The organism is Escherichia sp. E4930 (assembly GCF_005845405.1).
Taxonomy (GTDB): Bacteria; Pseudomonadota; Gammaproteobacteria; order Enterobacterales; family Enterobacteriaceae; genus Escherichia.
Genome location: NZ_VCDZ01000004.1, coordinates 242,225 through 255,946 on the forward strand (window position 1 = coordinate 242,225; position 13,722 = coordinate 255,946).

Below are 13,722 nucleotides of genomic sequence, written 5' to 3' on the forward strand. Positions count from 1 at the left end.
GTTGTGTGTATCACTGTCGTTATATTGTTATCAACGTTCTGGCCTTCTGGTCAGAACGTTTTCTAACCAGCATATACTCTAAATTATTTTAAAAAACACCCCATCGGTTAACCATAGAAAAAATAATGCAAAAGCCTCCTGGTAAAATACCCCCGAAAAAATCACGGGGGTCATACTCAATCAAAGGGTATTATATTTATTGTTCAAACCAGCAGTAAAGATATTGCCGGAATATAGGTAATGACCAACAGAAGTAAAATAAGACTGATCAGTAATGGCACCGCTTCACGCATAAATTGCCCGACAGAAACCTGTACGGTATTACATACCAGCAGCATCACCGTTCCGACAGGTGGTGATAACGTTCCTAACGATAAGTTGAGGATCATAATGATGCCAAAATGCACCGGATCAATACCAAAATGAGCCACCACGGGTTTAAGTAATGGGACTAATATCAGCAGGATGGCGCTGCCTTCAAGGAACATGCCAAGCACCAGCAGCAATAGATTAATAATCAATAAAAAGACGTATTTATTGTCGGTCAGAGAGGTCACAAACTCCGCAACTGTTATACCGGCCCGCTCAAGGGAAAATATCCAGCCCAGTGCCGCACTCGCCATAATGATTAACATGACCGATGCCGTGGAACGCGCCGTCTCAGAGAGTGCAGTAAATACATGGCTGATTTTCAGTTCGCGATAAATTACAAAACCAATAAACATTACCAATAATACTGCTACGGCTCCGGCTTCTGTTGGCGTGAAGATATTTGCCCGGATGCCACCGATAACCGCAACGATTAAAAACAGTGCAGGCCAGGCCTGCACCAGCGCCACTGACACTTCTTTCGGTTTTGGCCAGTGTTCGCTGGAAGGTTTTAAACCGCGACGAATAGCCACCAGCCATACAGTGACAATCAACATAGCGGAACACAGCAGACCGGGCAGGATCCCGGCCATAAACATGGAACCGATGGAGACATCCGCCACCAGTCCATACAGGATCAGCGCAATACCCGGTGGAATGATTGGTGTAATCAGCGAACCACAAGCCGTTATCACCGCCGCAAAGCCACGGGAATAGCCTTTCTGTTCCATTTCCGGCACCATCATGCGCGATAACATCGCGGCATCCGCCAGGTTTGAGGCGCTGACGCCGCCCATCATGGTACTGACCAGAATATTAGCCCCACCCAGACCACCGCGCATTCTGCCAATCAACACGTTGGCAATTTGCAAAATACGTGCGGCAATACCGGTATAGCTCATTAACGTGCCTAATAAGATAAAAAATGGAATAGCTAACAGCGAAGGGGTTTGCGTCGTGGCAATCAAACGCTGAATTGCCACCATTAACGGCACGTTTGAATAGCAAAGGAAGTAGGTCAGAATGCCGCAAAACATCGCCAGCCATACCGGCATATTGATAAATAAACAGATGAACATAAGCGGAATGATCATCAGCCAGTTATCCAGCCAGCTTCCCGCCAGTAATTCACTCAATGTGGTCATTATTCACCTTCCTTGCGCGGGGTTTTCTTGATCAGGTGTAAGGCAGTAAAACAGGCGATTCCGATTGCACCAACCGTGACCGCAATATCGATCCAAAACCAGGATATTTTTAATATTTGCGTAGTTTTAAATGCTGTTCCGGCAGCTAATTTCCATGCTGACCAGGCCATAACAATCAGTAAAATAATAGATATCAGAGAGACAAATAACGTTAAAACACGTTGCCAGCGTGGTGTCAGTGCATCAGCTAAAAATGGAATCGACAAATGGGTATTATCTCGTTCGGCAACGACCGCACCAAACATGACTACCCAAATCATTAATAAACCGGAAACTTCTTCTGTCCACTGTAATGGCATATGAAAACAGTAACGCATTATTACCGCAGCAATGGTCATGATTACCAATATAAAGAGCGTTAATACCGCAGCAACTTCAATCACTTTCCCTAAAAGACGCATAAACACCTCTGCTCTTAACGGTCGGTGCCGAAACACCGACCTGTCCTTATGCCATGAAGTTATTTCAGCTGTTGCTGAATAGTGTCATATAAACCAGGGGTCCATTCCGGGAATTGTTGATAGACTTTTAAGGCTTTTTCTTTGAAAGGGGCCACGTCAGGATAGATAATTTCCACACCCTGCTCCTGCATGGTTTTCAACATTGCCGCATCCTGCTCAGTGGTAATTTTTTGGCTATATAAACCGGCTTCATACGCTGTCTGGTGAATAATATCTAACTGCGCAGACGTCAGGGTACTGAAAAACGCTTCGCCACCCAACCATAATGATGTATTGGTCAGATAGTTCACCATTGACAGATATTTAGCCTGCTCATGCAGTTTTTGCCCATAGAGAACAGAAACCGGGTTTTCCACACCATCGATCATCCCCTGAGTCAGCGCCGGATAAACGTCGCCCAGCGGCATTGGCGTTGGGGTTGCGCCCATTGCTTCAATGGCTTTAATCTGCATGACGTTATTCGGCACGCGGATCTTCATCCCTTTCAGGTCTTCTGGTGTACGAATTGGTTTTTTAGCAATGATCTGTCGGGTGCCGTACAGATAGTTGCTCATGACAATATGCACGCCTTTTTCCCGCAGTTTCTGTTCTTTTTGTTTAAACCAGTCACTGGCATAAATCGCAAACAGTTTCTGCGGATCTTCAGTTAAATAAGGCCCAAATAATATTCCCAGGTCTGCATCATAGTCAGTTAAAAAACCAACATCACTGATGGTGATAATATTCATCCCCATCAACGCTTGCTCTGTAATATCTTGTTTAGAACCTAATTGTGAACTTGGATAAAGTTCGAAAACAATATCTCCATTGCTTTTTTTCTTCACAAGTTCTGCCCAGTGCTTCACTACTGTATCCGCTGGCTCGCCGGGGTTACTTTCATAGGCGATTTTGATAGTGACCGGTGCGGCATTCAGCATCGGACTTAATAAAGCGAAAAGAAATAAAAAGGGCGTCAGTAATTTTTTCATTATTATTACCTGTAAGAGCTTTATCGATTAACGGGGATCTGCCCGACAGACTGCACTTTTGCTGTAATCAAATGCTTTATACGTTAAAACAAACTCCTGATGTTCCAGTCGTTCTGCGGCACAATATTGACCGTTGGCGACATGTTCAATCACCTGCATAATATCGTCTGCAATATCGTCGAGCGTTGCGCCTTCGCTAATAACACGTCCGGCATTAACGTCCATATCGTCAGATAAATGCTCCCACGTCTGCGGGTTATTACACACTTTAATAATGGGTGCGATCACGGAACCAATAACTGACCCGCGACCTGTGGTAAATAACACCATATGACAGCCAGAGGCGATAAGTTCCAGTGCTTCTGATGAGTCATTAATATTCGGATAACCAAAACGAGGTTCACCATCAGGCACCACGTCCATCAACCAAAGCCCAGGAAAGGGCGTTTGTTGCGTCGGTAAAATAACGCCAGCAATCAGCGCATCGCCCGACTTGGTATAAGCCCCGAGGGATTTTTCTTCCTGAGTGGTTAAGCCGCCTTCAGCATTACCGTTAGAAAAACTCCCCAGCCCCATCAAACTGTAATAACGCTCTGCTTTTGTCATTGCCATTTCGATGGCATCACGTGCCTGCGGGCTACCCGCACGCGACATCATATGCTGCTCACAACCAAGCAGCTCCCCGCTTTCTTCAAAAATACAGGTAGCCCCTTTCTCCAGCAGTTGGTCAAAGGCGCGTCCTACTGCCGGATTACCCGTGATACCACTGGTGCCATCGGAACCACCGCAGATAGTCCCCACCACCAGGTCGCTCCAGTTCAGAGTACAACGCGGTGTATCCGCAAGCTGTTCCAGCATTTCAGCAACCAACTGCTTACCCAGAGTAATGGTGTTGGTCGTACCTTTATTTTCCTGAATGACCAGCGTATGGCACGGTCGCTCACTTTCTCGTACTTCTTGCTCCAGCCGACGGCGATCGAAATTCTCGCACCCCAGCGAAATAATCAGTACACCACCTACGTTGCTATGAGTCGCCAGATTTTTCACCAGCCGATAGCCGTAATCGCTGGGATAACAACCTGAAAAACCAAAATACTGCACATCGTGACAAGGAAATCCTTCGGCAATTTTTTTAGCAACATGGCTGGCACACTCCACCATGAAGATTACCTGCACAGTATTACGAATACCCGGTCGACCCTTTTGCCGTACATAACCTTCCATTATGCTTTTTCCTCTGGCTGATAGCCGGCATCATCATGATGAAAAATGGCGATGGCATTGCTGGCAAGATTATGGGAATGCACATGCTCACCCATGACAATATCGCGAGTGGCATGTCCGATAATGGCACCGTATTTCAGAATCGAATCACCATTGTTCAGCGCTTCGCAGGCCAGTTTGTGACCCAGCGTGACGGAACTACAGGCCACCATTTCCCCCTCATCCCACCAGACAATATCGCCACTGGCGATGTCATTCAGCGCGACTACGCAGTTATCTTTGGCATGTAGCTTTAACGCACGTTTGCGCATAATTCCTCCGTACATCAGAAGCCGATCAATGCGCCGCCATCCACCACCAGCACCTGACCACTGACAAACGCCGCTGCGTCTGAAGCCAGATAAACCGCAGCCCAACCGATATCTTCCGGCTTGCCAAATTTTTTCATCGGTGTACGCCCCAGGATTTTGTTACGGCGTTCGTCATCACCTTCAATGGCCTTACGCAGCATCGGCGTATCAATCCAGCCTGGCGCAATACCGTTGACGCGAATCCCGTGTCCGGCAAGCTCCGTGGTCATACCGCGAATCATGCCGAGATAGGCTGACTTCGCTGCGCTGTAACCAGTAACCAGAGGCTGCCCAAGAAATGAGGTCATCGATGCAGTAAAAAGCACACAGCCTTGACCGCGTTGTTTCATATGCGGCACCAGCGCTTTGGTTAACGCAAATGCGCCGACTACGTGAACGTCGAGTACTGACTCAAAATCACTGACGCTCATCTCTTCAATCGGTTTTTTGCAGTGATTGCCTGCGTTATTGACCAGGATATCGATAGCCCCGTGTTCGCTAATAAGCGCATCAACTTTTTCCTGCGCGGCTGCGGTATCCCCGACATCCATTTGTATCCAACTGGCCTGCGACCCCAATGTTCCGGCGGTAGCTTGTGCCAGCTCGCTGTTCAGGTCAGCAATAATGACCTTCGCCCCGCTGACTATCATGCATTTGGCCATTGCCAGCCCCAGTCCACTGGCCGCCCCTGTAATCAGCGCGGTTTTGTTATGTAAAGAAAAAGCATTCATGGTGTCGCTCCTTAAAGGTCAATGAGGATTTTGGTATACGCGCCGGGATCACTTGCCCAGTCGCTAAAAGCGTGATCAGCCTGTTCCAGCGGATAGTGAGCGCTCACCAGATTGCTGACCGGATAACGCCCGGACTCCATCAATGCCAGCACGGCACGAAAATCCGCCACGGTGGCATTGCGCGAACCACGGATATCCAGTTCTTTCATCAGGAACTGCGCACTCTGATAACTCACTGGCTGTTTGGCGTAACCGACATAAACCACACGACCGCTAAACGCCACCAACCCTGTAGCCTGTTCAATGGTTTGTTGATTACCCACCGCTTCAATCACCACTTCCGGGCCGCGACTGTCATTTAACAGCGCCAGTTCTGCCGCCACGTCACATTGCTGCGAATTAAGAAAACGTTGCGCACCGCACGCCTGGGCAATGTTCTGCTTGCGATCATCAATATCGATAGCAATTACGCGCGCCCCCATGGCGGATGCCGCGGCGATAGCGCCAAGGCCAATTACCCCACAACCGATAACTGCGACCCATTCACCCACGTTAATTTGCGCACGTCTGGCCGCATGTAGCCCCACGGCCAGCGGTTCTACCAGCGCTAACTCATCAACACTTAAGGCATTACAGACAATGACTTTATGTGCAGGCATCGTCAGTTGTTGCGCCATCCCACCCTGACGTTGCACACCGAGAGTTTGGTTGTTCTTACAGGCGTTAGGACGACCGCTCAGACAGGAGCTGCACACACCACACTCAGTGCACGGCAGTACGACCACCCGGTCACCTGGCTTGATCGCACCCGCCATATCGCCAGTTGCCAGCACCGTGCCGCCAATTTCATGCCCCGGAATACAGGGATAATTAACCAGCGGATTCAGCCCCCGCCAGGTATTGAGGTCAGAGCCACACAGCCCAACACGCTCAACATTGATAAGCACTTCTCCTTTCCCGCAGACCGGTTCGGGGATATCAACAAATCGCGCCTGACTTCCCTGCTCAATGGTTAATGCCTTCATTCGTTGCTCTCCTTACATTACGCCGAAGGTTTCAAAGGCCTGTACCGTGCTCATGCCATCACTGATGGCTTTGCGCACTTCACTTTCAGTTGCCACTTTTTCCAGGGCCTGGCTAATAACTTCTTTCTCAACGGCCTGGGGAATAATCAGTAATCCGTCACGATCGCCAAACACGATATCGCCCGGATTCACCCGCACACCGTGAAATTCGATGGGTACGCCGAAATCGATGACCTTGCCGCGCGGACCTTGATCCTGTGCGTAAGTGCCATGACAAAAGGTGGGAAATTTAAGTTCAAGAATTTCAGCAGAGTCACGGGCGTAACCATCGAGTACCGCACCTGCTGCTTTCAGATGCATGGCTCGGGTAGACATCAACCCGCCCCACAACGCATAGCGCAGAGAGCTGCCCGTAGTGATGTAAACATCGTTCTCTTTGAGGGCATCCAGCGCTTCAAACATGATGCCAAACGGTTTTTCGCCAATCGCCGTCTTACCCGACGTCGATTTGGTTTCGTAAACGTCCGACTCCAGCACCGGCATTGCCCGGCCTGCCACCACCATATTCACATCCAGCGGCTTGATTGCCGGAGAAACAAACTGGTGCATATAGCCCAGCGTGTCGAGAATATCGCCAACCACGGCGGTAAATAGCCGGGTTTTCATCAACGCAAAAAGTTCGTTATCACTCTTCCACATCACATTTACCTGTAAGCCTGTTTAACAGGTTTACAGGGTAAGAAGAAAAAGCGCACAATACTGCGAAGGGCGTCACGAAAAAGTTGTGTATTTACTATTTCTTCGCCACTCTTTCACACAATATGTCTTTGATTCGCACTGCATGGCGGGCGCACAGGCGCAGTAGTCTATTGATAATCAAGGGTTCTGGAGGAAAATATGAAGGATACAGTCCCGGTATTCTGGATTTTACCGACCAGGAAAAAGTACAACAGGAGTAAAAATGAGTGAGAGTGCGTTATTGACCAGCGTAACGTTATCGTCACAGGTCAAAAATCATATTCTTAATCTGATCGCCGAACAAAAATTGACACCGGGGATGCCAGTTCCCAGTGAAGTTCAGTTGATTCAGAAATTGGGTGTCAGTCGGGGTATTGTGCGTGAGGCCTATCGTTCACTTGCCGCCCTGGGGATTCTGGAAACGCACAGCGGTAAAGTGCCACGAATCAAAAAATTTGATGATGAAGTGCTGCGCGTAGTGTTTGGATTTGCCCTGGCGACCGAACAAGTGACAACAGAGCAAATTTTGCAAGTACGCCGCTGGCTGGAGTTGGGCGTCGTGGAAGCAGCTGCCCGTAATGGCGAAGAGGAAGATTTTGCCAGTCTGCGCGCCGAAATGGCGCAAATTCGCGAACAGTTCGATGATGTTGAAAGCTTTATCACCCATGATATCCGCTTCCATCAGTTACTCGCCGTTGCCTCAAAAAATCCGCTTTTTATGATGTTATTGCAGGCATTACATCAGCAGTTGCGGCAATCCATCCAGGAAGGCTTAAGCGCCCAAAGCGATCAGAAAGAGTATGGCAATCACATCATCACACTACACCAGAAAATCTGCGACGCTGTGTGTGCCAGAGATGTCGAAACGGCGACTCAAGCCATGAAATCACACTTCGACAGCCCGGTCAGTGCACTGATCAATAATTCCTCGCCTTGACATCCTCCACGCCCTGAAGGACGTGGATCCCTACTACGTTCAGGCTGTCGCCTGAATCATTTCGGTGGGTTCCTGCTTCAACGGGCGGCCTGACTGCACCATCCCTCCACAGGCAAGAACGGCGTGCCCCGCCGCTAAAATGTTACGAGCGCCGTTTACATCGGCGTTCGCTGTATATCCACATACCTGGCATCTGAATTTACTTTGTGACAGGCGATTTTCTTTCGCTGTATGACCACAGCACGCGCAACGCTGGCTTGTGTACGCTGGCGGAACAGCCAGTATCTGACCGCCACGCCAGCATCCAGTCCGACCATTGATACTGAAGGGTGAACCGGAGTTGATACTTCACTTTCTGTCTGAATACTGATGTACCACTTACCGCAGGACTGGCTGACAGTGACATTTTTCACAACACCCGTGACCTGACGGCTATTCCGGTAGCGCATCCAGCCCAGTTTCGGCAGAAAAATACGGCTGTTTTCCTGATCGAGCTTAACGCCCTGCGGGTAGCGGAATGTATCATTCTGTCCCCGCTTTTTGAATCGGGGAAAAGCAGCCCGATTCTGGAAGAAGTTTTTGTAAGCTCGCTCAAGGTCTTTCAGTGACTGTTGCAATGGCTGTGAGGGTGAATCTTTAAGCCATTGCGTTTCAGTGGCATTTTTCCACTCAACCAACCAGGAAGCCATTTTCGCGTAAGGGATGTATTTATTACCGGCCTCATGATTCTCATTCTGACGTGCCAGAGCACGATTGAAAACGAAACGGCATGCGCCTGCGAAGCGCCTCATTTCACGCTCCTGTTGACCACCGGGTCTTAACTGGAATTTAAATGCCTGTAGTCGTTTCACCGGTCAAATTATATTTTGGTCTATGAAAAAAGAAACCGATATCCGGCGTGGAAGGCACTGTGTTTTTCCCATGCATGTTCACCTGGTCTTTGTCACCAAATACCGACGTCAGATTTTTGACTATGACGCGACAGGAAAACTACGCACTTACTTTTCAAATGTATGTGCTGATTTTGAAGCTGAACTGGTTGAAATGGATGGCGAACAAGATCACGTCCATTTGTTAATTAACTATCCACCCAAGCTGGCGATATCCAGTCTGGTAAACAGCCTCAAAGGCGTATCGAGTAGGTTACTGCGACGAGATCGACCAGATATTGCAGTCAGGTATTACTACAAAGGCGTTTTGTGGAGTCCCGGCTATTTTGCCAGTAGCTGCGGAGGTGCGCCAATATCCGTCATCCGCCAATACATTGAACAACAGCAAACACCTGGTTAGGTGGAAAACCGCGCCTTATATCCCCGCCCTGAAGAACGGGGTTTTACGGCGCACTGGATAAGACTTATTTCAGTTCAATCGTTTACTCTTCCCTCTTTTACAAACGAGAGGGAGACAACGGTACTTAATACGCCCTTTAGCCAAAATCTGTCTTTTTCTTGATTACCGCTATTTTTTCGTTAAGGCGCATTCTTTATGCTGTATCGATACACCAAAGGTAAGTTAAACAGGGAGTGACGGATGCCAGTGCTACAGTGGGGAATGTTATGTGTTCTGTCACTTCTCCTTTCTATTGGCTTCCTCGCTTTACATCTCCCGGCGGCACTCCTGCTTGGGCCGATGCTCGCCGGGATCATCTTCAGTATGCGCGGGGTTACCCTGCAACTCCCCCGCTCCGCTTTTCTCGCTGCGCAGGCCATTCTTGGCTGCATGATTGCGCAAAACCTGACCGGTTCGATCCTGACCACGCTGGCGGTTAACTGGCCGATTGTGTTAGCTATTTTGCTGGTGACGCTGCTTTCCAGTGCTATCGTGGGATGGTTACTGGTGCGCTATAGCTCACTGCCCGGAAATACAGGTGCCTGGGGCTCCTCGCCTGGTGGTGCGGCGGCAATGGTCGCGATGGCGCAGGATTACGGCGCAGATATCCGCCTGGTGGCGTTTATGCAGTATCTGCGGGTACTGTTCGTCGCGGGGGCCGCTGTTCTGGTTACCCGAATGATGCTGGGCGATAACGCTGAAGCGGTTAACCAGCAGATGGTATGGTTTCCGCCAGTGAGCATTAATCTCCTGCTTACGATTTTGCTCGCGGTCGTTGCCGGTACGGCGGGATGCCTGCTACGTCTTCCTTCCGGCACGATGCTTTTTCCGATGCTGGCAGGTGCGGTGCTCCAGTCTGGCGAGTTCATCACGATTGAGTTACCGGAATGGCTGCTGGCGATAGCTTATATGGCGATTGGCTGGCGAATTGGTCTGGGCTTCGATAAACAAATCTTGCTGCGGGCATTGCGTCCGCTGCCGCAAATCCTGCTGTCGATTTTTGCTCTGCTGGCTATTTGTGCGGGTATGGCGTGGGGGCTGACCCGGTTTATGCATATTGATTTTATGACCGCCTACCTCGCCACCAGCCCCGGCGGACTAGATACAGTGGCGGTCATCGCCGCAGGGAGCAATGCTGATATGGCGCTCATTATGGCGATGCAAACCCTGCGCCTGTTCAGTATTTTGCTGACGGGGCCAGCCATTGCGCGGTTTATTTCAACCTATGCGCCGAAGCGGTCGGCCTAGTGCTGGCAACCAGGGCACCAGTAAAACGGGCGCGATGACAGCGTGGCTTTCTCAATGGTGCCGCCACAGCGTTCGCACGGTTCGCCATCACGATGAAAAACCTTAAAACGGAACAGCGCCCCGTGATGTTTATTTTCATCCACCTGCCCCCGCGTAGCGTAAGAAAGTCGCGGAATATCCAATAACGCGTGTGCGAGCGCATCCAGTTGCGCCGCGTTGAGATCTTTCGCTTTATGACTTCCGGTCAACCCAACCTGCCAGAGGATCTCCACGCGCAGATAATTGCCAAGCCCTGCCAGAAACGCCTGGTCAAGCAGTAACCCGGCAAACTGACGGTTACGAAAGCGCGGCGACAATAACCGATCTTTCACCACATCCGGCGTCAGATTCGGATCCAGCACATCGGGGCCAACGCGTTGTAAGAACGGATGCGTAGTCAGTTGTTCCGGCGTTAACATTTCAATATCAGAGGCGCTATAAAGCAGAATGGTTTTGTCGGCTGTTTGCAGCTTAACCCGCAACACCCGCGTGGTCTGCGGCTCTTCGCCGGTATCAACCACGCGCCAGACACCATAGAGTTGGTTATGGCTATAGAGCGTTAAGCCATCCGAAAAATGGGTCAGCAACGCTTTTCCGCGCGTTTCCACATAAGTGACATGCTGACCAATAAGTTGTGATTGATAAGGTTTTAACTGCGGGAAGGCAAACCAGACATCGGTCAGTGGTTTGCCTTTGATCGCCGCCTCCAGGTTATCCGCTGCACGGCGGATCTCCGGGCCTTCAGGCATGGTGATATCCTTTTTTCATTCTTTGTTCAGAGGGATTATGCTGCGACAACAATCCCCTTTTCGGCAAATGCAGATCGTAGCCGGCGGGCGAACGCCAGTGCGTGCTCGCCGTCGCCATGCAGGCAGACAGTCTGCGCCGCGACCGTTGCCCATTCGCCGGTGATACTTTTGACTCTGCCGTGTTGCACCATCTCCAGCGTTTGCGCCAGCGCCTGTTCTTCGTTTTCAATCAACGCGCCTGGCTGGCTTCGCGGCACCAGCGAACCGTCGGCCTGATAGCCGCGATCGGCAAACACTTCCTCGCGCGTTACCAGGCTATATCGTTCGCCTGCACGAATCAGCTCGCTTCCTGCCAGCCCGACGAGAATCAATGCCGGATCGCAGGCGTAAACGGCTCTGGCGATGGCGTCTGCCAGTTGTGCGTCTTTCGCTGCCTGGTTGTATAACATGCCGTGGGGTTTGACGTGGCGCATCACGCCACCTTCTGCACGAGTAATCGCTGCCAGTGCGCCAATTTGATACAGCGTCTGGGCGTAAACCGTTTCCGGCGGCAATTTCATGGCGCTACGTCCAAAGTTTTCCCTGTCGGGAAAGCTCGGGTGAGCGCCAATCGCGACACCATTTTTTATGGCTTCACGCACGCTTGCCTGCATGGTTTGCGCGTCGCCTGCATGAAATCCACAGGCAATATTGGCCGACGAAACCAGCGTTAAAAGTTCCGCATCGCTGGAACTCCCTTCGCCCAGATCGGCGTTCAGGTCAATTTTCATTGTGCAGCCGCCACGCTAATTGTTCGAAATAACGTTGCTGATCTTGCCGCGCTTTCAGTGCCTCTTCCAGTGAACACTGGACAAAATGAATCGGCTGACCGAGCGGAATTTGCGCCAGATGGTACATATCAGCCTCAATGATGCAGGCAATGCGCGGATAACCGCCGGTAGTTTGCGCGTCGTTCATCAACACAATGGGCTGCCCGTTATGCGGCACCTGCACCACGCCAGGCAACAAACCGTGAGATAACAGTTCGCGATCGGTGGTGCGTTTTAAGATTTGCCCCTGTAAGCGATAGCCCATCCGGTTACTTTGCGAGCTAAGCTGCCAGGGCGAACGCCAGAATGCATCCTGCGAGGCGCGATCGAACTCATGATATTCCGGCCCCGGCAAGGCGCGAATGCGGTTACCCCACAGCAACTGTTTAACGCCCTGCGCTTCCATAAAATCACGCTTCGCTTTGCCAATCGGGAGTCGGTCACCATCCTTCAGTAAACGCCCTTCCAGCCCACCAATCCCCACCTTGAGATCGGTGCTGCATGACCCCATCACTGGTGGCACATCAATACCGCCCGCCACCGCCAGATAGCTACGTACACCATGTTGTGGACGTTTAAGCATTAAACGCTGGCCTGCTTTCATCGGCAAGCGCCAGCCAGTCCAGACAGCATTATCATCCAGCCGCGCCTCGCAACCTGCGCCCGTCAGGGCAAACCAACCATCAGTTTCGAACTCAACCGTTAACTGACCGAGCGTGATCTCCAGCGCGGGGGCATTGGCGTCATTACCCACCAGCAGGTTAGCAATGCGTAGCGCTGGCATATCCAGTGCGCCGCAGTGGCTGATACCCGACTGGCGAAAACCGTGGCGGCCGCCATCCTGCACGGTGGTGTACATCCCCGCACGAATAATCTTCAGCATACTCCCTCCTTCTGCGGCACAAAGCGCACGCTGTCTCCCGGACGCAATAAGATAGGTTCGTCACGCGTCGGGTCAAACAGACTGAGCGAAGTATGACCTATCAACTGCCAGCCGCCCGGCGTTGCCAGTGGATAAACACCGGTCTGCGGCCCGCCAATCCCGACAGAACCTGCCGGAACGAGCAAGCGCGGTTCAGCGCGCCGTGGCGTGTGTAGTTGTTCCGGCAAACTCCCGAGATACGGGAATCCTGGTTGAAAACCTAAAAACCAGACCACGTATTCCACGGAGGAGTGCAATTCAACAACCTGTTTTTCGCTCAACCCACAATGCGCCGCAACCACCGCCAGATCCGGCCCGCCTGCGCCACCGTAAACCACCGGAATTTCGATAAAGCGAGACTCAGGTTCCAGCGCCTCGCTCTCTTCCCACCAACGTTGCAAACGCTCTATGGCGTCCAGCGCCAGCGATTCAGGGTTACGCAAAATCACCGTGATATTGTTCATGCCGGGAATAGCTTCAACGACATTCGGCATATCCACCAGACGCTGGGCCAGCCGCCAGATCCGTTTCTGGCTGGCCAGCGTCACCGGCGGTTCCAGTTCCAGCACTACCGCCGTTTCACCTATCAGATAACAACGCGCTCGTTGCACTTTCGAT

Annotated in this window: 15 protein-coding genes and 1 pseudogene; 3 read left to right on the plus strand and 13 right to left on the minus strand. The window is 51.0% G+C overall.

Features of this window, described 5'->3' with window-relative positions; translation table 11 throughout:
- Nucleotides 1-203: 203 nt before the first annotated feature.
- Genes FFT88_RS08075 through FFT88_RS08110 form a run of 8 tightly spaced genes read right to left on the minus strand, consistent with a single transcriptional unit; the run spans nt 204 to nt 7,032 of the window.
- Nucleotides 204-1,514, minus strand: a complete 1,311-nt coding sequence (locus tag FFT88_RS08075; RefSeq protein WP_135404576.1) for a TRAP transporter large permease — start codon at nt 1,512-1,514, stop codon at nt 204-206.
- Nucleotides 1,514-1,975 carry a TRAP transporter small permease gene (locus FFT88_RS08080; RefSeq protein WP_135404577.1) on the minus strand — a complete coding sequence of 154 codons (462 nt, stop codon included), beginning with the start codon at nt 1,973-1,975 and terminating at the stop codon, nt 1,514-1,516. The genes FFT88_RS08075 and FFT88_RS08080 overlap by 1 nt, the downstream gene beginning before the upstream one ends.
- Before the next feature lie 59 nt (nt 1,976-2,034).
- Complete coding sequence (locus tag FFT88_RS08085; RefSeq protein ID WP_135404578.1) at nt 2,035-3,003, minus strand: C4-dicarboxylate TRAP transporter substrate-binding protein; 969 nt, start codon at nt 3,001-3,003, stop codon at nt 2,035-2,037.
- 27 nt (nt 3,004-3,030) lie between these two features.
- The gene (locus FFT88_RS08090; protein ID WP_135404579.1) at nt 3,031-4,227 is read right to left on the minus strand and encodes a UxaA family hydrolase; all 1,197 of its coding nucleotides are present in this window, start codon (nt 4,225-4,227) and stop codon (nt 3,031-3,033) included.
- Nucleotides 4,227-4,538 (minus strand): UxaA family hydrolase, encoded by a 312-nt coding sequence (locus FFT88_RS08095; RefSeq protein WP_135404580.1) that lies wholly within the window; start codon nt 4,536-4,538, stop codon nt 4,227-4,229. The genes FFT88_RS08090 and FFT88_RS08095 overlap by 1 nt, the downstream gene beginning before the upstream one ends.
- Nucleotides 4,539-4,552: 14 nt before the next feature.
- The gene (locus tag FFT88_RS08100; protein ID WP_130209846.1) at nt 4,553-5,308 is read right to left on the minus strand and encodes an SDR family NAD(P)-dependent oxidoreductase; all 756 of its coding nucleotides are present in this window, start codon (nt 5,306-5,308) and stop codon (nt 4,553-4,555) included.
- A gap of 11 nt (nt 5,309-5,319) precedes the next feature.
- On the minus strand, nt 5,320-6,333 hold the full coding sequence (locus FFT88_RS08105; protein WP_135404581.1) for a zinc-binding alcohol dehydrogenase family protein: 1,014 nt from the start codon (nt 6,331-6,333) through the stop codon (nt 5,320-5,322).
- A 12-nt stretch (nt 6,334-6,345) separates the two neighbouring features.
- Entirely contained in the window at nt 6,346-7,032 is a 687-nt protein-coding gene (locus tag FFT88_RS08110; protein WP_135404582.1) for an RraA family protein, read from the minus strand.
- A gap of 262 nt (nt 7,033-7,294) precedes the next feature.
- Here FFT88_RS08110 and FFT88_RS08115 point away from each other — a divergent pair, with 262 nt between their 5' ends.
- Nucleotides 7,295-8,008, plus strand: a complete 714-nt coding sequence (locus tag FFT88_RS08115) for a FadR/GntR family transcriptional regulator (protein ID WP_130259016.1) — start codon at nt 7,295-7,297, stop codon at nt 8,006-8,008.
- Nucleotides 8,009-8,047: 39 nt separating this feature from the next.
- Here the strand turns inward: FFT88_RS08115 and FFT88_RS25400 are convergent.
- A pseudogene (locus FFT88_RS25400) lies at nt 8,048-8,859 on the minus strand (transposase).
- Nucleotides 8,860-8,881: 22 nt separating this feature from the next.
- On the opposite strand from FFT88_RS25400, the gene tnpA reads away from it, so the two are divergent.
- Together tnpA and FFT88_RS08135 are read left to right on the plus strand one after the other, a co-directional pair.
- The gene (tnpA, locus tag FFT88_RS08130) at nt 8,882-9,298 is read left to right on the plus strand and encodes an IS200/IS605 family transposase (protein ID WP_167851614.1); all 417 of its coding nucleotides are present in this window, start codon (nt 8,882-8,884) and stop codon (nt 9,296-9,298) included.
- A 240-nt stretch (nt 9,299-9,538) separates the two neighbouring features.
- Complete coding sequence (locus tag FFT88_RS08135; RefSeq protein WP_135404585.1) at nt 9,539-10,585, plus strand: AbrB family transcriptional regulator; 1,047 nt, start codon at nt 9,539-9,541, stop codon at nt 10,583-10,585.
- Here the strand turns inward: FFT88_RS08135 and nei are convergent.
- From nei to pxpB, 4 genes are read right to left on the minus strand one after another with little or no spacing between them, the layout of a single operon-like run.
- Nucleotides 10,582-11,373, minus strand: coding sequence for an endonuclease VIII (gene nei, locus FFT88_RS08140; protein ID WP_135404586.1), 792 nt, complete (start codon nt 11,371-11,373; stop codon nt 10,582-10,584). The genes FFT88_RS08135 and nei overlap by 4 nt on opposite strands.
- A 35-nt stretch (nt 11,374-11,408) precedes the next feature.
- Complete coding sequence (gene pxpA, locus FFT88_RS08145; protein ID WP_135404587.1) at nt 11,409-12,143, minus strand: 5-oxoprolinase subunit PxpA; 735 nt, start codon at nt 12,141-12,143, stop codon at nt 11,409-11,411.
- Nucleotides 12,133-13,065: a 5-oxoprolinase subunit PxpC gene (pxpC, locus tag FFT88_RS08150; protein ID WP_130259239.1), complete on the minus strand. Its 933-nt coding sequence runs from the start codon at nt 13,063-13,065 to the stop codon at nt 12,133-12,135. The genes pxpA and pxpC overlap by 11 nt, the downstream gene beginning before the upstream one ends.
- Nucleotides 13,059-13,715, minus strand: a complete 657-nt coding sequence (gene pxpB / locus FFT88_RS08155) for a 5-oxoprolinase subunit PxpB (protein WP_130215016.1) — start codon at nt 13,713-13,715, stop codon at nt 13,059-13,061. The genes pxpC and pxpB overlap by 7 nt, the downstream gene beginning before the upstream one ends.
- Nucleotides 13,716-13,722 lie beyond the last annotated feature (7 nt).